Origin of the sequence: Longimicrobium sp. (assembly GCF_036399255.1) — a bacterium.
Classification (GTDB): domain Bacteria; phylum Gemmatimonadota; class Gemmatimonadetes; order Longimicrobiales; family Longimicrobiaceae; genus Longimicrobium.
On the sequence record NZ_DASWNM010000075.1, the window covers coordinates 1 to 17,683 of the forward strand.

Consider the following 17,683-nt stretch of genomic DNA (forward strand, 5'->3'; position numbering starts at 1 on the left):
ACCTCTCCCCCGCGCAGTTTGCGGGGGAGAGGCCGGGAGAGGGGGCCGCCCACCATCCCGCTCCACCCCTTCCGAAGACGCTCCGTTCTCAGCCCCACAACCAACCTCCCCCAAACTTGGGGGAGGTGCGAGCCTAAGCGAGCGGAGGGGGCGCCCCGCTCCGGACCCTCCGAAGCGCCCTGTCCCCTGTAACCTGTCCCCTGTAACCTACTTCTTCCCCGCCCCCTCCTCCGGCACCGCCGCCTGAATCGCCTTCACCGCGAAGCCCTTCCGCTCCATGGCGCCCCAGCTCTTGCTGCCGCGCAGGTACTTCCAGATCCCCTGCAGCCGCCACACCACCGTGAGCTGGCGGTATCCCAGGTTCTCCACGAACGCCCACAGCACCAGGATCAACCGGTCCTTGAAGCTGTCGTAGCGGTGGAACGACGCCTCCTCCATCACCAGCGTCATCACCGTGAGCACCGAGCCCAGGCCGTACGCCATCAGGAAGAAGAGGATGGCGAAGGGGACGTCGATGGCGCCGATCCAGATCCCCAGGATCAGCCCGATGAGCCCCACCGCCTCCACCACCGGCGCCATCAGCTCCACGATGACGAAGTAGGGAAACACCACCATCCCCATGGCCCCGTAGCGCGGGTTGAACATCACCCTGCGGTGGCGCCAGAGGACGTCGGCCAGGCCGCGGTGCCAGCGGTCGCGCTGGCGGCCGAGGACGCGCGCGGTTTCCGGCGCCTCGGTCCACGCCACGGGGTCGGGGACGAAGGCGATGACGTGCGGGCCCTTCTGCTCGTAGCCGATACGCCGCAGCCGCAGCGCCAGCTCCATGTCCTCGCCCACCGTGGAGTGCTCGTAGCCCCCCGCCGCCAGCATGGAGGCGCGGCGAAAGAGGCCGAAGGCGCCGGAGATGATCAGGTTGCCGCCCAGCCGGTTCCACCCCAGCCGCCCGAACAGAAAGGCGCGCAGGTACTCCACCACCTGGCAGCCGGGAAGCAGCTGCCGCGGCGCACGGGCCCGCGTCACCCGCCCGCCGTCCACGATGGAGCCGTTGGCGATGCGGATCGTCCCCCCCGCCGCCACCACGTCGGTGCGCTCCAGGAAGGGCCGCACCATGCGCTGCAGCGAATCGGGCTCGATGAGCGTGTCGGCGTCGATGGCGCACACCAGCTCGCCCGTGGCGAAGTTCAGGCCGGCGTTCAGCGCGTCCGCCTTGCCCCCGTTGGCCTTGTCGATGACGACCAGGTTGGGGTACAGCCGCGAGCGGTAGACGCCCACCACCGGCTTGGAGGGGATGCGCTTCTGGTAGATGGGATGGATGGGGGACAGGTCGAAGGTGTCGACCATCACCTGCATGGTGTTGTCCTTGGACCCGTCGTTGACGACGACCACTTCGAGGTTGGGATAGAACAGCGCCAGCAGCGCCCGCACGCTCTCGGCGACGGTGGCGCCCTCGTTGTACGCCGGCGCCAGCATGCTGATGCTGGGGACCACGCGCGAGCCCATCAGCCGCCAGCGGGCCCGGCCGCGGGCCAGCATCACGTACTCGCGCATCTCGATGCCGGCGCTGGTCAGCAGCAGCATGTACCAGCCGTTGACCAGCAGAAAGTAGACGAGGATCGCCCACTCCAGCCGCACCAGCACCAGCGTGGCGAACTCCGCGCCGCTCACGTCCAGCGCTCCCGCTCGACCGACGACTCGGGGAGGTCCAGCACCTGCCGCGCGATGTCGGCCGCGAAGGGGTCCTCGTCGCCCAGGCTCTTGCGCAGGTACAGCTGCCCCGGGCTCCCCAGCGCCCGCAGCGCCAGCGCGCCCTGGCTGCGGACGATCCACGCGCGGTCGCGCAGCAGCGGCGCGATGACCGGGGCGGAGGGCCAGTGCCCCAGCCGCCCCAGGCCGGCGGCGGCGGCGGCGCGCACCTCGGCGTCCTCGTCGTGCACCAGGCGCTGCAGCTCGCCCACGGCCTCTTCACTCCCCAGGGCGCCGGCGAGGGCGGCGGCGCGGGCGCGCACGTGCGGCAGCGGGTCGCGGCACAGGCGCAGCGCCACGGCGGCAAAGCGCAGGTCGGGCAGCCCGGCCGCCACGTCCAGCGCCGGCTCGGCGTTCCTGCCGTTGTGCTTTTCCAGGTAGCGCACCAGCGGGGGGATGACGTCGGCGCCCACGCGCAGCAGCGAGTCGCGCACCACGAAGCTGCCGTAGCGGTCGGTGCGCGGCAGCGCCCGCACCAGCCCGTCGATGAGCTCGGGGGTGGGGTTGGACCCCGCCCACTCCACCGCCTCGGCGCGCACGGCGGGGTGCGGGTCGTCCATCAGCGGGGGGACGATGGCGGCCCCGCCGCCCACCGCGGCCAGCAGGCGCACGCCGTGCAGCCGGTCGCGCCAGTCGCGCGCGGCGGCCATCCGCTCCGCCACCGACACCAGGCCGGTCTCCTGCGCCAGCCGCGCCAGGTGCTCGCGGCTCTGCCCGGTGATGCTGGGCACCAGCTCGGTGAACAGCCGCACCTGCAGGCGCACGGGAAGGGCGCGCAGCAGCTGCTCGTCGCCCTTGGTCAGCCGGCCGGTGCGCACCACGTCCAGCAGGCCGCGCCGCCCCTTCTCCAGCGGCACCGTCCACCGGCGCTCGCGGCGGTGCGCCACCGCGGCGTGGCCAAACAGGATCAGCAGCGACAGGAACAGGATCACCCCTTCGGCGATCAGCGCCGACTCCACCAGGTCCCGCGCCGTCATTCACGCACTCTCGAGCACATCGAACTCACAAGAAGAAAGGCCTCACACGGAGTCAGCAGAGTGAGCAGAGTTCCCGTTCCACCGGCTGCTCCGTTGACTCTGCTGACTTTGTGTGAGGCAAGGCAGTTCTCGATCATCCGGGACGTCATCAGCTCGTCACGTACGCAGGGCGCGGCGGATGCGCTGCAGGAGGACGGGGACGCTGAAGGGCTTGGAGACGTGGTCGAAGGCGCCGATCTCCAGCGCCCGCACCACCTCGGCCTCGTGCGTGCGCACGGTGAGCATGATGACCCGCGTGCGCTCCAGCATCCGCTCGGCCGCCAGCAGGCGCAGCACCCCCAGGCCGTCCAGCCCGGGAAGGTCCACGTCCAGCAGCACCACCTTCGCGCGCAGCTCGGGCGAGGTGCCGGTGAGCAGCGTGGCCGCCCGCTGGCCGTTGGCCACCCACTCGTGGCGCAGCCCGCGCGTCTCCAGCGCGTGCTGCAGCAGGCGCGCGATGGCGGGGTCGTCCTCCACCACCAGCACGTCCACGGTGCGCGGCCCCTCGGCGTCGCCGGGGCTCCACCCGGCGGGGAGCACGCGGTCGCGGCCGGCCTCCTTGGCGGCGTACATGGCCGCGTCGGCCGCGCGGTACAGCGAGGCCAGGTCGCGCCCGTCCGGGCCGAACTCGGCCACGCCGGCGCTGAAGGTGACCCGGAACGGCTCCTTGTCCGGCGCGCCGAACTGCTCCTCGCGCAGCCCCTCCAGCGCCTCGGCCAGGCGCTGCACGCCGTCGGCCTTGTCCATCCCGTACATCCCCACCACGAACTCCTCGCCCCCCCAGCGCGCCACCACGTCCTGCGCCCAGAAGCGCTTCTGCAGCAGCCGCGCGACGCGGGCCAGCACCTCGTCGCCCACGGCGTGGCCGCAGCGGTCGTTGACGGCCTTGAAGCAGTCCAGGTCCACCACGGCGAAGGCCATGGGCTCCCCCTGCACCGCCGCCAGGCGAAGAAAGCGCTCCAGCACCTCCTCGCTGCCGCGCCGGTTGGGAACGCCCGTCAGCGCGTCCGTCTCGGCCAGCGAGCGCTGCAGCCGCACCCGCTCCAGGCGGTTCTGGATGCGGGCGCCCAGCTCGGGGCCCACGAACGGCTTGCCCACGAAGTCGTCGGCCCCGGCGGCGAACACCTCCTGCACCGTGGTGGGATCGGTGCGCGAGGTAAGGAAGACCACGGGGACGGACTTCCACCGCGGGTCGTTGCGCAGCACCCGGCACAGCTCCAGCCCGTTCACCCGCGGCATGTCCACGTCCAGCAGCACCACGTCGGGCGCGGACGCCTCGAGCACCTCCCAGAAGCGCTCGGGCGAGCTCAGCGTGTGCACCCGCACGCCGTGCGGCTCCAGGACGAAGCGCACCGCCTCGAGAATCGCCGGGTCGTCGTCCACGGCCAGCACCGCCGCCTCGCGCGCCTCGTCCGCGCGCAGCAGCGGCTCCACGGCGTCGATGGCCCGCGCGGGCGCCAGCGGCTTGCGCAGGAACCCGCGCCCGCCCAGCCGCGCCACCTCCACCCGGTCGGTAAAGGCGTCGCTGCGGGTAAAGGCGATGGTGGGCACGGGCGGAAAGCGGTCCGACAGCGCGCGCAGCAGCTCCATCCCCCCGTCCACGGAGATGTCGAGCAGCGCCACGTCGGGGCGCGTCCGCTCCAGCACGCGGCGCGCCTCGGCGCTCCCCTGCGCCACCGCCGGCCGCATCCCCCGCGCCGAGGCCTCCATGGCCAGCCGGTCCGCCGTGTCGCGGTCGGCGTCCACGATCAGCAGGGTGGGCCCGGGCGCCTGCGCGGGCGCCGTCCCCGCCCCCTCCGCCGCGCCCGCGCGTCCCTCCGCTCCCGCGGGAGGGGACGATTCGCCCGATGCGGCGGTTTCGGGGGACGCGGACGGCGGCGGCGGCCGGGAGGGCGCGGGCGCGGCGGGGGTGGCCGTCAGCTCGCGGCGGATGGCGACGGCCAGGTCCGCCAGCCGCAGCGCCTCGGCCTGGCCCAGCGCGGTGGGGCCGGCCAGCAGCGCCTCGGCCTCGCGCGACAGCCGCGAGCCCTCCGCGAAGCCGAAGGTGCCCACCGAGCCCGCCAGCTTGTGCGCCTCGCGCTCCGCCTCGCGCCGCCCCTCGCGGTCCAGCCGCCCCTCCAGCACCCCCATGGCGGCGGCCTCCAGCACGTCCACCCGCGCCAGCACCTGCCCGCGGTACCGGGCCCACACCCCCGCCACGGCGGACGAAAGCGCCGCCGCCTGGCCTCCGCCGCCGCCACTGCCCTCGCCGGCGGGGCCGCCCCGCGACAGGCGGTCCGCGGCCTCGCGCACCAGCGCCTCGCGGTCCAGCGGGTGCGCGAAGACGCGCGCCGGGCGAATGCCGTCGAAGGCCACGGCGTCGGTGCCGTCGCGGTCCACCGGCGCCGTCAGCAGCAGGGGCGGCGCGTCCGGGGCGCGGTGGAGCGCACGCAGCGCCTCCTCCAGCTCCGGCTCCAGCCAGGACGCGTCCACCACCACCAGCGCCCAGCCGCCGCGGCGCAGCGCCTCGGCCGCCGCGGCGGGCGAGGGCTGGTCCTCCACCGTCGCGCCCGGCAGCCGCCGCGCCAGCCAGCCGGGCACGTCCGGCGGCAGCCCGCCCACCAGGACGTTCTTCATCCCCGCCCTCCCGCCGCCGGGCCAGCGAGGCGGATGCGCGCGCCCCTCTCCACGACGCGCGCGGCCGGAACCTGGAGCGGCATCACCCGCTCCACCCCAGCACGCCGGACACCTCGTCCGCCAGCGTCATGGGATCGAACGGCTTGCTGAGGATGCCGGCCACCCCCAGGTCGTCGAAGCGGCGGCGGTCGGCGGCCTGCACCTTGGCGGTCAGCAGCACGATGGGGATGTCCGCCGTCTCGGGGCGCGCCTTGAGCTCGCGCGCGGTGGCGGGGCCGTCCATCCCCGGCATCATCACGTCCAGCAGGATGGCGTCGGGCCGCTCGCTCTGCGCCAGCCGCAGCGCCTCGGCGCCGGAGGGGGCGGCGATCACCTCCCACCCGGCGGTCATCTCCAGCGACATCTGCGCGACCTCGCGGATGTCGTCCTCGTCGTCCACCAGCAGGATCTTCCGGCTCATGATGCGTTCGTCGTGGGGCGCGCGGGCGCGATGCGGTTCAGCAGCGACACCACGCGCTTCTCGAAATCGTCGGGCGACACGCGCCCCTTGGTAAGGAACTCGGTGTGTCCCAGGCGCAGGCGCTCGCGGTCGTCCTCCTCCAGCTCGCGCGCCGTGTAGACCACCAGGGGAATCCCCCGCAGCGCCTCTTCTCCGCGCAACGCCTCGACCACCCAGTAGCCGTCGCCGTGGGGAAGGCCCAGGTCCAGCACGATCAGGTCCGGCGGGGCGCGGCGGCTGGCCTCCACCGCCTCCACCCCGCTGGACGCGTGCAGCGCCTCGATGCCGTGGCGGCCGAACACCTCGAGCAGCACCCGCGACAGGTCGGGGTCGTCCTCCACCAGCAGCACCCGCCGGGGCTTCCACCGCACGCTCACCGCCTCTTCCAGCGCGGCCAGCAGCGAGTCTTCCTGGAACGGCTTCTCCACCCAGTCCACCACCTCGCGCTCGCGCTGCACCCGCGGCATGGGCTTCAGCGCGCTCAGGATCACGACGGGGATGGAGCGGGTGTCGGGGCGCAGGCGCAGGGCCTTGAGCGTGTCGCTTCCCGTCATCCCGGGCATCATCATGTCCAGCAGGATGGCGTCCGGGTGGTGCTGGGTGGCCGCGCGCACGGCCGCGTCGCCGTCCGTCACCCCGAGGGTACGGTAGCCCCACCCGCGCAGGATCTCTTCCACCACGGCGAGCACCGACGGGTCGTCGTCGCACACCAGCACCAGCGGCCCGTCGCCCTCCACCGTCTCGGTCGCCCGCGGCTCCGGCATCACGCTGACGGGAAGGGTAAAGGTGAAGGTGCTCCCCTCCCCCGGCACGCTCTCGGCCCAGATGCGCCCGCCGTGCTGCTGCACGATGCTGCGGCAGATGGCCAGCCCCAGCCCCGTGCCCCCCTTTTCGCGCGCGTCGGACGAGTCCACCTGCTGAAAGCGCTCGAAGATGCTCTCCAGCCGGTCGGCGGGAATGCCGCGCCCCTGGTCGCGCACCGCGAAGCGCAGCTCTCCCCCCTCGCGCGAGACGGTGACGCTCACCTCGCCGCCCGGGGGCGAGAACTTGACGGCGTTGGAAAGCAGGTTGGTGAGCACCTGGAGGATGCGGTCGGGGTCGGCCTCCATGGGCTGGCGGTCGGCCCAGGCGTACAGCCGCACGCTGGCCTTTTCGGCCATGGCCTGCATGACGTCCACGGCCTGGTGGGCCAGCTCGGCCGCGTCCACGGGGCGCAGCTCCATGGTCACCCGGCCCGACTCGATGCGCTCGATGTCGAGGATGTCGTTGATGAGGCGCACCAGCCGGTCGGTGTTCTGCACGGCGATGTCCAGCATGCGCCGCCCCTTTTCGGGCACCTCGCCCAGCTTGCCGGCGGCCAGCAGCCCCAGCGAGCCGCGGATGGAGGTGAGCGGGGTGCGCAGCTCATGGCTCACCACCGAGACGAACTCGTCCTTGAGCCGGTCCACCTCGCGCCGCTCGGTCACATCGCGAAAGCTGACCACGGCGCCGGTGATCTGCCCCGCTTCCACGATGGGGGTGCTGGTGTACTCCACCGGGAACGAGCTGCCGTCCGTCCGGCGGAAGGCGGCGTCCTTGACCTCGCGCGCGGTGCCGGTGGACAGGGTGGCGCGCACGGCGTTCACCCCCTCGCCGCCGGCCTCGCCCGCGCCCATCCCCAGCACCGCCTCGAACGGCCGGCCGATGACCTCGTCGGTGCCGGCGCCCAGCATCCGCGCGGCGGCGGGGTTCAGGAACAGGGTGTAACCGTGGGGGTCGATGCCGTAGATGCCCTCGGCGGTGGCCTCGAGGATCAGCTCGTTCTGCCGGCTCAGGCGGGCCAGCGCGTCGCGCGCCAGCACCTTTTCGTGCACCTCGGCCTCGAGCGCGCGGTTCACCTGCGCCAGCCGTGCGGTGCGGCGCTGCACCAGCGCCGCCGTGGCCAGGGCCAGCGCCACGGCCAGCAGCGAGCCGGCCAGCAGCAGCACCCCGGTGCGCCGCTCCAGCGCCGCCGCCCGCGCCGCGCGGCGGCGCAGCAGGGCGCTCTCGGTGGCCTCCACCTGGTTCAGGGCGCTGCGCGCGCGCGCCACCGCGCCGCTGCGCGCGGCGGTGCCGGCCAGGTCCGCCCCCGCCGCCAGCGCCGCCTCGCGCGACGTGGCCGGCCGCAGCACGCCGGAGCGCACCTGCAGCGTCATCCACTCGCGCACCGCCGCCTCGGCGCTGTCCAGCCGCACCTGCTGGGTGGGGTTGTCCACCGTCAGCCGGCGGATCCCCTGTTCCTGCTCGCGCAGCGTCTGCACGCCGGACTGCCACTGGCGCAAAAAGCGGGGGTCGCGGGTCAGGGCGTAGCCGCGGAACCCCGCCTCCATCTCGGCCAGCCCCTCCTGCACCGCGTTGGTGGACGCCAGCACCTCGTAGGTGTGCAGGCTCCACCGGTTGGCGGACGACAGCTCGCGGAACGTGGCCTGCGCCAGCCCCACCAGCACCACCACCAGCGCCAGCAGGATGGCGAAGTAAAGTAAGAAACGGCGCGATCCCGTGGGAGCGGTGGCGGTCATCGACATCCGGTCGCGGGGCGCCGCGGCGGCGCCCGAAAGGGACAAAACGCTATTCTGGCGCGCAACGGACCACCCGTCAACCTTTGCACAAAGTTGTCGGGCGGGGGATCGGGAGGACTGCCGGGCGGGTGCAGGCAAGGTTCATACTCAAAAACGCGCGCCCCCGCCGAAGGGTACGGCGGGGGCGCGCGGGTGCGGCGGACGGGCGGGGAAACGGCGCGAGAGGGCTACTCCTCGTCGCCGCCCCCGCCGTTGCCCTGCAGCTTGCTTTCCACGAACTCCACCCCCTCGGGGGTGATGGCGTACTGCTTCCGGGCCTGGCGGGTGGTGCCCATCTTCTTTTTCTGCACCATCAGGGGCGGCTTGGCGCGCAGGTTGGACTCGATGGCGCGGGTGATGTTGGGCACCGGGATGCCGGCGCGCTTGAGCTCGGCGTTGATGGCCTGGCTGGTGACGGTCTTGTCGGCCTTGCCGCGCGACAGGGTGTACGCGCCCATCAGCGCGCGCTCGGCCATGGTCTCGGGGGTCCACTGCCCCAGCAGGGCGGGCATGGCCATGCCGCCGCGGGGCCCGCGGCGGCCGGTGCCGCTGCCCTTGGGGCGGCCGGGGCGGCGGCGCGGCTGCTCCTCGCCGCCCTCGCCCCCCTCGTCGTCCTGCGCGCCGGCGCCGGACTCGCCGCGGGCGGCGGCGGGCTGCGGCGCGCGGCGGGCGCGCGTCTGCGTGCCGAAGGCGCGCTCCAGCAGGAGGTCGCGCGCGTGCTCCTTGAGGACGGGATCGTAGCTCGATATTGCGCTGTTGATCTCGTCGAGCAGCTCTTTGACCTGTCTGAGGTCTTCCATCGGGTGGTCTCCCTTGCGGCGGATCAGCCCTGCACGGGCGTGCGAATGCGGCCGTGCGGCGGGCGTGGGTGGGTGCAGTGGGGCTGCAATGTTGCCGTGTGGGGGACATTTAAACCGATTCTTGCACCGCCGTCAAGTATTCTGTGTAAGAGTCGGCGCCGAAGCACACCAGCATCACCCGCTCGGGAAGGGGGTTTGCGGCCAGAAAGGCGGCCGTCTCGCGGGCCGCAATGCGGGCCGCGCGATGCACCGGAAAGCGGTACACCCCGGTGCTGACCGCGGGGATGGCGACCGTATGCAACTGCTTGTCGCGCGCGATCTTGAGCGACTCGCGATAGCAGCTCGCCAGCAGATCGTCCTCGCCTTCTCCACCGCCCTGCCATACCGGCCCCACGGTATGGATTACCCACCGCGCGGGGAGCCCGTATCCCCCCGTGACCTTGGCCTGTCCGACCTTGCATCCGCCCAGCATCCGGCACTCCTGCACCAGCTCCGGGCCGGCCGCGCGGTGAATGGCCCCGTCCACCCCGCCGCCCCCCAGCAGCGACGTGTTGGCGGCGTTCACGATGGCGTCCACGTCCAGCTTGGTGATGTCGCCCTGGACGACTTCGATGCGGCCGGCGAGGGATTGCGTCATGGTCAAAGACGGGGTTGGAATGGCGGATGGATGCCGGGTGGCGGATCGCACGGGTGACGAGGCAAACGCCGGGCTAAAGCAAACGCCGGTTAAAGCAAACCCGGGTTGAAACCCGGGGCTGGAAGGGCCATAAGCCCCGTCTTTGCTCGTTCCTCACAAAACGGGGCTTCAACCGCTCGCGTGGGCCAGGTCCGAGCGGGGACTCTTTCGCCCATGCACACGGAGCCTGCCCGCCGCGCCGGCGCCGCCGTAACGAGCAGGTGAAGCCCCGCCGGGCGAGCTCCGCGAGCCCAGGGCGGGGCTTCTGGCATTTCCAGCCCCGGGTTTCAACCCGGGGAATGGGCGAGGCAACGCGGCCCGGTTCCGCGCACGTTACGCGGTTACGACGCCGCCTCCCCCGTGTCGCCGCCGGGTCATGCCACCGGATCACGCCGCGGCGGCGACGCGCTCCGGTTGGTTCTCGCGCAACTCGAGGCCACGCGTGGTCACCAGCGCGGCGCCGTCGTTCATCCAGCGGGCCAAGCCTTCGGCTTCCGGCTCCAGGCCCAGCCCCCAGGTGGCGTCGGTGACCAGGGTGACGGGGATGGCGCGCGACGGGTCCAGCATCCCCTCGATGGCGCCCTTGACGCACACGTCGCGCGCCACGCCGATCATGAACACCTCCAGCGGCGCGCCCAGCCGCTCGCGCAGCGCATGCAGCAGCGCGTCCGTCGCGGGATTTCCTTCGAAGACGCTGAAGCGGCTCTTCTGGATGAACACCGGCCGCCGCTCGTCCACCGCGCGCCGAGCGGCGTCCCGCGCATCCGCATCCGACGCCTCGCGGGACAGGACGACGGGATCGGCGGGGCGGATCTCCCGGATGATAAACGCTCCCTCGCGCTCGCCCGCATCCTCCGCGAGCCCCATGCAGTGCGGCGGATAGGTGCCCTTCGTGGCGTCCGGCGCGACGGGATCGATCTCCTCGTCCTCGTAGCTGTGCCAGTCGCCGGTGTAGACGACTGCGTCGCAGTGGGCGCGCATCCACTCCGCCGCGCGCACCAGCCGGGGGACGATCTGCGTGGCGCCGCGGTCCTCGCCGCCATCGAACAGGTTGTGCACGTACAGCCGCCCGCCCTGCTCCGGCGGCAGCATGAAGTCGTTCTGCACGTCCACGATCCAGCCGATTCTCGCGGTACGGCCGGGGGTTGGGTGCGTCGTCATAAGCCGTTGCCTCCGAAGAGGGAATAGGGAATAGGGAATAGCGGGCACGGATTTCCACGGTTTCGGGACACCCTGCCCCGCCGCCGACTCCCTTGATCGTCTCACTCACTTTCGCACTTTCGCACTTTCGCACTTTCGCACTTTCGCACTTTCGCACTTTCGCACTCACGCACTCACGCACTCACGCACTCACGCACTCACGCACTCACGCACTCACGCACTTCCGCACTCACGCACTCCCCGCCGCGTCCGCGCGCGCCCAGTCCAGCCGCACCAGGCGCGGGTTGTCGCGGTAGGTCCGGCCCACCTTGCCCTCTTCCTTGCCGTCGACGCGGACCAGGTCGGCGGTGAAGTCGAAGTCGGTCAGCAAGCCGGTGTCGCCGCGGCTGTGCCCAAGGAGGCTGCTCCCCACGCCGTACGCGGTGGTGGGCACGCCTTCCTTTTCGAAGTGCCTGATCTTGTCGGGCGTGAACCCGCCGCTCACCACGATGCCCACGTAGTGAAAGCCCTCGGCGTCCAGCGCCGCGCGCATCTTGCGGACAAGGTAGGCGTTTACGCCCGTCAGCTTGGCGCGCCCCCACACCTGCGGATCGCCGATCAGCGACTGGTCGATCAGCCGCTCGCTGGTATCCACCCGCACGCCCGTCAGCACGCCGTCGCCGAACTCCGCGCGCACCGCCCGGGCCACGGCCAGCGACGTCTCCACCGAGTCGTTGTCGTAGTCCACCAGGCTCATCACCTGCACGTCAGGCTCCTCGTCGCGCAGGTAGCGCGCAAAGGCCAGCGTGGCCGCCACGGTGTCGCCGTTGAAGGCGGCGATCATCGCGTGGGGCATGGTTCCCACGCCCCGCGCGCCCCACCACGCGCCCGCCGCGTCGCTGCTTACGCTGGCCGCGCCGCCCACCTGCGCCGCGTAGCCGTCCGGCGTCTGCACGCGCCAGTCGTCGTGGCGCGGCGCCATGAAGATGATGGGCTTGCCGCGCGCCGCGTCCACCACCGTGCGGGTGTTGGACGCCACCAGGCTGCGGCGCGCCAGCACGCCCAGCAGCGGCGTCTCCAGGTGCGCGAACCCGCCGTAGCGCCCGGTGACATGCATCACCGGCTCCCAGTCCTCGTCGCCGCCCCGGTTGATGGTGTCACCCTCGAGCAGGGTGTCGATCTGCAGCTCCGCGAAGTCGAAGCCGGGCGCCAGCTGCGTCTGCAGCAGGCGCACGGCCTCGTACACGCCGGCCAGCACGCCGCGCCGCTTGGCGAACACCTGCATGGTGACCACGGGGTCGCACCCCGCGTGGCGCAGCGTGTTGGCCGTGCGCACGAAGTAGCGGTCCGACAGCCACCCCGCGCGAATGCGGGGGTCGAACTGAAAGATCTCGCACGGATAGCCGCGCAGTCCCTCGTGAAGCGCCAGTTCGCGCTGCGCGGCATCGTCAGGGGTTCCGTTCATCGTCCGCCGGAGTTGGGATGACGTTCAACCATCGTACTCGAAATGAGAATAATATCCGCGCACCACGCCGTCAAGGGTGACGTGCGGGGCGGCGGCGCCAGACGTCGCTGCGCTCCGGGGCCCAGGGAACCGGCCGGTGCCGCGAAGTGTTCCTGTACGGCCACCGCCGGTCCGCGCGCCTTGCCACAGACCAGACACATGACCGTACACTGCAGGCGTGCCGCCGCATGGGCCGCGCTGGTTCTCCTGGGGAGCGGGTGCGCAGCCCAACAACCGTCCGCGGCTCCCGGACCCGGGACCGGCGACCCGGCGCTCCTGGAGACGGGGAACCGCCTTGCCCTCGCCTCTCCGGCCATCGCGCGGCTCTGGCCCGGGTTCTGGTCGCCGCGCCACGGCTTCATCCTGGCGCAGCCGCACCAGGCCGTGCTGCTGGTTTCCGAGCGAGCGCCGGACTCGGTGTACAGCCCGCTTCCCCCCCGCGGCGTGCCCCGGGCGCTGCGGGGGCGGGCGTACCTGGCCCGCGGGGAGGTGCCGGGGCTGAACTCCAGCAGGGGCTTCGCGTTCGACCTGCGCGTGCCCGTCGCCGGGTCGCGGCTCACGGCCGTGCCGTTGAAGGAGAACCCCGCGGCGACCATCGAATTCCTCGTCCACGAGGCCTTTCACGCCTTTCAGCTGGACCACTTTGCGCCCCCCGCCCGCGAGGACGTTGCCTTCGACGCACGGTCTGCCTCGGACCCGTGGTTCGCCGCGCTCGCCGAGGTGGAGCGGCGGCAGCTCGCGCGGGCCCTGGCCGTCCCGCGCGACTCCCTGGAGCACGTTCTCCGCGGGTACCTGGCGGTGCGCGCGCGGCGGTACTCCGCCGCCGCCGCGAGCGTGCGGGAGGAGGAGCTGCACCTGGAGCGCATCGAGGGAAGCGCGTACCTCGCCGGGGTGACCGCGGCGGCCATCAGCGACGGATCGGGCCCGGACCGCGTGGCCGCCGTGGTCCGGGACCACCTGTCCACGCCCCTGGACGTACCGGACGCTCGCTGGCTGCTGCGGGCGCGCGTGTACGGTACGGGCGCCGCGATCGGGATTCTGCTGGACCGGCTGGGGGTGGAGTGGAAGGCGCGGCTGCAGGAGGGCGCCACCTTTCACGCGCTGCTCGCCGGGGCCGTTCCGCTGCGTCCCGGCGAGGCAGAGGATCTCGCCACGCGCGTGCTGGAAGAAGCGGTGCCCCGCCGGCGCTGACCCGGCGGGGTTCGCGCTCCGGAGCCCGGGCGCCCGATGCCCGCTCACGCGCTGTCGTCCGGGGCCAGGTGCAGCCAGGGAAAGCGGATGGAGGTGTCCAGCCGCGCGCGCATGGCCTCGGGAAGAAAGCGGTACAGTTCCGGCGCCACCCCCGGCCCGCGCCCCTGGCGCGGCCGCCGCGTGCCCGTGCGGGCCACGATGCGCGGCGCGCGCGACTTGCCGTGCTCCGCGGGCGCCACCGCGCGCCGGAAGTTGGAGCGGTGCAGCGGCCGCCCGGCGATGGCCTCGCAGGCGGCCTGCAGCTCGTCCAGCGTGGCCTCGGGGCCGGTAAGGGCCATCAGCGCGGCGGGGGTGTACTTGATCTTGCCGCGCACCCGGCCCAGCGCGTCGGCCAGGATCTGCCGGTGGTCGAAGGCCATCTCGCGTCCGAACAGCGCGTCCTCCGCCCGCGCCTGCACCGTCCCCCAGCGGTCGCGCCGCGCCTCGGGAACCAGTCCCGCCTCCATCAGCAGCGCCCAGCGCTCGGGCGTGCGCTCCTCGTTCCACTCGCGCAGGCCGAACAGCTCGCGCACCCGCTCCACCCCGTCCGGCGCCGTGTGCGCCCACCCGTCCAGCGCCTCCACCACGCGCCGCAGCCGCGCCAGCCGGCCCTCGTCGCGCAGGTCTTCCCACGGCAGGTAGTCGTACACGTCGGCCCAGTGCGCCCGCGCCGCGTCGTCCGCGCCGGCCGGGGCCGAGACGCCGTGCGGGTCGCGGGTCAGCATCAGGTACGCCGCCGTGGTCACGCGCGCGCCGCGGGCAATCCACTCGCCCGTCGCCTGGTCGCGGTAGCCGGCGAACTGGCGCGGGTCGCGGCCGTTGCGGCTGTAGCTGCCCAGCGCCTCCACGAACTCCGGCGCCTCCACGCCGGTTTCTTCGCGCAGCTCGCGGATGGCGGCCTGGCGCGTGTCGTGGTCCGCGTTCCACTCCATGAAGCCGCCGGGCCACGCGTCCAGCCCGTGGTACGGCACACCGCCGCGCTCCACCAGCAGTGCGCGCAGGGTGCAGGGCGCGCCGGCGGTGTCCAGCGCCAGCGCCACCGCGTCGCCGGTGACGGCGTGGGGCGGGTAGTCGCTGGCGTTGTACCGCATGGCCCACTCGGGCACGGGCCCGTCCACGGGAACTTTGACTTCGTCGCTCACGGTGCTCGTCGCGGGAGGGAAGACCGGCCGGCGTTCTCGGCGCGAGAACTACGCCTGCGGGACGTACGCGCGCAAGAGGGAACGGCGGAGAAGCGTCGGCGGGGTGCCCCTCCCCCGGCCCCTCCCCGTTCGTTCCTCACGGAGAGGGGAGAATTCGATCCCGCTCCGGACGCTGTGGGTCGCGTCACCTCTCCCCCGCGCAGTTTGCGGGGGAGAGGCCGGAGAGGGGCCGCCCACCATCCCGCTCCACCCCCTCCTAAGCACCCCGCCCCCTGCCCCACCCCACCCTCCCCCGGCAGTTTCGGGGGAGGTGCGAGCCTACGCGAGCGGAGGGGGCGCCCGCGGGTCGCACCGAGCCCGCCCCTACCTCACCCCTTCACCCCTTCACCCGCTCACCCGCTCACCCTCCCCCTCCATCCACCGGTGCGCCCAGGCCGAAAGCGGCCGCAGCGCCTCCGCCAGCTCCCGCCCCATCGGCGTCAGCGAGTACTCCACGCCCGGCGGACGTCCGTCGATCACCCGCCGCTCCACCACCCCTTCCGCCTCCAGCTCGCGCAGCCGCTCCGCCAGCATGCGCGGCGTGACGTTCTGCACCGTGGCGCGGATGGCGGCAAAGCGCGTGGGGCCCTGCGCCAGGGTCTGGATGATGGCCCCCGCCCAGCGCCGCCCCACCAGCTCGACGGCCCGGTGAAAGGTGGAGCAGAAGCTCCGCTCGTGGTCGCTCATGCCGCTCAGGAGGGATCGGGGGACGTTGACGCATCCAACAAGTTACTATAATATACTAACTATTGATTTCATACCAGTGGCCGCGTGTCCGCGGCCGCACCAACTCTAGGGGGGAGTCGCATGCCGAAGCTGCAGGTAGTCATCGCGAGCACGCGCGAAGGCCGTGCCGGGCCCACCGTGGCCGCATGGTTCGTGGAGCAGGCGCGCGCGCACGCGGGCTTCGACGTGGAGGTGGTGGACCTGAAGGAGGTGGCGCTGCCGCTGTTCGACGAATCGGTGCATCCGCGGCTGCGGCAGTATGAGCATGCGCACACCCGCGCGTGGAGCGAACGGGTGGACCAGGCCGACGCCTACGTCTTCGTGACGCCGGAGTACGACTTCGCCACCCCCGCCGCGCTTTCCAACGCGCTGCAGTACCTGGTGCACGAGTGGGCGTACAAGCCGGTGGGATTCGTAAGCTACGGCGGCGTCAGCGCCGGCCTGCGCGGCGTGCAGATGACCAAGCAGCTCGTCACGTCGCTGCGCATGATGCCGGTGCCCGAAGCGGTCGCCATCCCCTTCTACAGCCAGCACCTGAACGCGGACACCGGCGTGTTCGACCCGGGCGAGACGCAGGCGAAGGCCGCCCGCGGCATGCTGGACGAGCTGGGCCGGTGGGCCGGCGCGCTGCGGCCGCTGCGCGAAGCCGCCCGCGCGTAGTCGCTCGTCTCCCCCGGCCGGCGGATCCGGCCGGGGGGATTGCATGATCTCCGTCATTGAACAGGATCCCCTCGTTCACGGGAGCCTGAACCGCGGACGGAGAACAACGATGATGGATGGAGACGGCGCGGGCCCGCCCGTCTCCCTCCGCGGAGCGTTCCGTCACGGGCCGAAACAGCTCGGCAAAGCAGGTCGGCATTCCGTACGCCCTCACCTCCTGCCGCAAACGGGGTATCCGCTCGGCCAACACCCCGGAGGATGAATTACCGGAAGCCTCGCCCGTCCGCTCATCGGCCGGGCGGGGCTTCAACCGTTTGCGGAGGGTCGGGCCGGATGCCGGGACGAGAAGCTTGCTGCTTCGCTAATTGGCGTTTAGGATGCGGCGTGCGTCTTTCTTTATCGCAGTGCCCTTCCGCTGTTCTCCGGAGGCTCCGATGTCCCTCCCCTCCATTCTGCTTTCTCCGCACGGTTCCACGGCGCGCCACCTGCTCCGTACCACGGCGCTCGCCGCGCTTCTGCTCGGCGCCGGCTGCGTGGACGACCCCACGAGCACCTTGGGCTGGGCGGGCGGGCCCCGGCTGGGGGCCAGCGCCACCGAAACCGAACTGGGCGACCCCGGCGATGGGGAACCGATGTTCGTACAGGACATGAACGATGCGGGACAGATCGTCGGGCACACCTTCGCGGCCGAGGGCTTCGAAATCGGTTTCGTCTGGGAGCCGGGAGGGGGGATGGACGTGATCGCGGGCGGAACATGGTGTGAGGACACGCCGGACGGCCGGTATTGCTACGGGATCCGGGGTTTCGCCACGGCCATCAACGACGCCGGCGTGGCGACCGGCTGGACCGACCCCGGCGGCGTGGACCCCGACATCCCCACCGGTCCGTACCGCTGGTCACGGGCGCAGGGAACAAGCTGGGGCCCTGGCGGGGGCCGCGCCATCAACGATGCCGGGGACATCGTGGGAGGGGCGGTCCTGTGGACGGCGCAGAATGCCGCCATCCCGCTGGGGACGCTCCCCGGCCAGGGGAACACCGACGCGGTGCGGATCAACAACGCCCGGCAGGTCACCGGCACGTCGGGCCCCCGCGGCTTCTTCTGGCAGAACGGGGCCATGCAGGACCTGGGAACGCTGGGAGGAGCAGGCACGGAGCCCGCCGACATGAACGAGGCGGGGCAGGTGGTGGGCCAGTCGGACCTTGCGGGCAACGCGGCGTTCCACGCGTTTCTCTGGACCCCGGGCGGCGGGATGGTGGACCTGGGAACGCTGGGCGGGGCCAGCAGCCGCGCCAACGCCATCAACGCGCACGGCCAG

At 72.5% G+C, this 17,683-nt stretch carries 13 protein-coding genes and 1 pseudogene; 3 read left to right on the forward strand and 11 right to left on the reverse strand.

Going from position 1 to position 17,683, the window contains the following annotated elements; genetic code table 11:
* Window positions 1-207: 207 nt before the first annotated feature.
* From VGC13_RS12005 to VGC13_RS12045, 9 genes are all read right to left on the reverse strand, one after another.
* Window positions 208-1,665 carry a glycosyltransferase gene (locus VGC13_RS12005; RefSeq protein WP_331125502.1) on the reverse strand — a complete coding sequence of 486 codons (1,458 nt, stop codon included), beginning with the start codon at window positions 1,663-1,665 and terminating at the stop codon, window positions 208-210.
* Complete coding sequence (locus VGC13_RS12010) at window positions 1,662-2,720, reverse strand: HEAT repeat domain-containing protein (RefSeq protein WP_331125503.1); 1,059 nt, start codon at window positions 2,718-2,720, stop codon at window positions 1,662-1,664. The genes VGC13_RS12005 and VGC13_RS12010 overlap by 4 nt, the downstream gene beginning before the upstream one ends.
* A 156-nt stretch (window positions 2,721-2,876) precedes the next feature.
* Window positions 2,877-5,375: a response regulator gene (locus VGC13_RS12015; RefSeq protein ID WP_331125504.1), complete on the reverse strand. Its 2,499-nt coding sequence runs from the start codon at window positions 5,373-5,375 to the stop codon at window positions 2,877-2,879.
* Window positions 5,376-5,457: 82 nt separating this feature from the next.
* Window positions 5,458-5,835 (reverse strand): response regulator, encoded by a 378-nt coding sequence (locus VGC13_RS12020; RefSeq protein WP_331125505.1) that lies wholly within the window; start codon window positions 5,833-5,835, stop codon window positions 5,458-5,460.
* Window positions 5,832-8,411, reverse strand: coding sequence for a response regulator (locus VGC13_RS12025; RefSeq protein WP_331125506.1), 2,580 nt, complete (start codon window positions 8,409-8,411; stop codon window positions 5,832-5,834). Before VGC13_RS12025 ends, VGC13_RS12020 begins: the two co-directional genes overlap by 4 nt.
* A 227-nt stretch (window positions 8,412-8,638) precedes the next feature.
* Window positions 8,639-9,250 carry a hypothetical protein gene (locus tag VGC13_RS12030; RefSeq protein ID WP_331125507.1) on the reverse strand — a complete coding sequence of 204 codons (612 nt, stop codon included), beginning with the start codon at window positions 9,248-9,250 and terminating at the stop codon, window positions 8,639-8,641.
* A gap of 109 nt (window positions 9,251-9,359) precedes the next feature.
* Window positions 9,360-9,887: an O-acetyl-ADP-ribose deacetylase gene (locus VGC13_RS12035; protein ID WP_331125508.1), complete on the reverse strand. Its 528-nt coding sequence runs from the start codon at window positions 9,885-9,887 to the stop codon at window positions 9,360-9,362.
* Between the two features lie 426 nt (window positions 9,888-10,313).
* Window positions 10,314-11,087, reverse strand: coding sequence for an isochorismatase family protein (locus tag VGC13_RS12040; protein ID WP_331125509.1), 774 nt, complete (start codon window positions 11,085-11,087; stop codon window positions 10,314-10,316).
* 229 nt (window positions 11,088-11,316) lie between these two features.
* Window positions 11,317-12,531 (reverse strand): hypothetical protein, encoded by a 1,215-nt coding sequence (locus VGC13_RS12045; RefSeq protein ID WP_331125510.1) that lies wholly within the window; start codon window positions 12,529-12,531, stop codon window positions 11,317-11,319.
* Between the two features lie 198 nt (window positions 12,532-12,729).
* Between VGC13_RS12045 and VGC13_RS12050 the strand changes: the two genes are divergently transcribed.
* Window positions 12,730-13,761: a hypothetical protein gene (locus VGC13_RS12050; RefSeq protein ID WP_331125511.1), complete on the forward strand. Its 1,032-nt coding sequence runs from the start codon at window positions 12,730-12,732 to the stop codon at window positions 13,759-13,761.
* Between the two features lie 44 nt (window positions 13,762-13,805).
* Here the strand turns inward: VGC13_RS12050 and VGC13_RS12055 are convergent, their stop codons facing one another.
* On the reverse strand, window positions 13,806-14,942 hold the full coding sequence (locus VGC13_RS12055; RefSeq protein ID WP_331125512.1) for an NUDIX domain-containing protein: 1,137 nt from the start codon (window positions 14,940-14,942) through the stop codon (window positions 13,806-13,808).
* A 384-nt stretch (window positions 14,943-15,326) separates the two neighbouring features.
* Complete coding sequence (locus VGC13_RS12060; RefSeq protein ID WP_331125513.1) at window positions 15,327-15,668, reverse strand: helix-turn-helix domain-containing protein; 342 nt, start codon at window positions 15,666-15,668, stop codon at window positions 15,327-15,329.
* Window positions 15,669-15,788: 120 nt separating this feature from the next.
* Between VGC13_RS12060 and VGC13_RS12065 the strand changes: the two genes are divergently transcribed.
* Window positions 15,789-16,367 (forward strand): NAD(P)H-dependent oxidoreductase, encoded by a 579-nt coding sequence (locus VGC13_RS12065; RefSeq protein WP_331125514.1) that lies wholly within the window; start codon window positions 15,789-15,791, stop codon window positions 16,365-16,367.
* Between the two features lie 434 nt (window positions 16,368-16,801).
* Window positions 16,802-17,683: pseudogene (locus VGC13_RS12070) on the forward strand (hypothetical protein); the annotation flags it as partial.

What these genes read in the sequence shown, in the direction of transcription:
- VGC13_RS12065 (WP_331125514.1), top strand. Translation starts at nt 15,789, where the DNA reads ATGCCGAAGCTGCAGGTAGTCATCGCGAGCACGCGCGAAGGCCGTGCC.
- VGC13_RS12050 (WP_331125511.1), top strand. Translation starts at nt 12,730, where the DNA reads ATGACCGTACACTGCAGGCGTGCCGCCGCATGGGCCGCGCTGGTTCTC.
- VGC13_RS12025 (WP_331125506.1), bottom strand. Translation starts at nt 8,411, where the DNA reads ATGACCGCCACCGCTCCCACGGGATCGCGCCGTTTCTTACTTTACTTC.
- VGC13_RS12030 (WP_331125507.1), bottom strand. Translation starts at nt 9,250, where the DNA reads ATGGAAGACCTCAGACAGGTCAAAGAGCTGCTCGACGAGATCAACAGC.
- VGC13_RS12020 (WP_331125505.1), bottom strand. Translation starts at nt 5,835, where the DNA reads ATGAGCCGGAAGATCCTGCTGGTGGACGACGAGGACGACATCCGCGAG.
- VGC13_RS12035 (WP_331125508.1), bottom strand. Translation starts at nt 9,887, where the DNA reads ATGACGCAATCCCTCGCCGGCCGCATCGAAGTCGTCCAGGGCGACATC.
- VGC13_RS12040 (WP_331125509.1), bottom strand. Translation starts at nt 11,087, where the DNA reads ATGACGACGCACCCAACCCCCGGCCGTACCGCGAGAATCGGCTGGATC.
- VGC13_RS12015 (WP_331125504.1), bottom strand. Translation starts at nt 5,375, where the DNA reads ATGAAGAACGTCCTGGTGGGCGGGCTGCCGCCGGACGTGCCCGGCTGG.
- VGC13_RS12010 (WP_331125503.1), bottom strand. Translation starts at nt 2,720, where the DNA reads ATGACGGCGCGGGACCTGGTGGAGTCGGCGCTGATCGCCGAAGGGGTG.
- VGC13_RS12060 (WP_331125513.1), bottom strand. Translation starts at nt 15,668, where the DNA reads ATGAGCGACCACGAGCGGAGCTTCTGCTCCACCTTTCACCGGGCCGTC.
- VGC13_RS12045 (WP_331125510.1), bottom strand. Translation starts at nt 12,531, where the DNA reads ATGAACGGAACCCCTGACGATGCCGCGCAGCGCGAACTGGCGCTTCAC.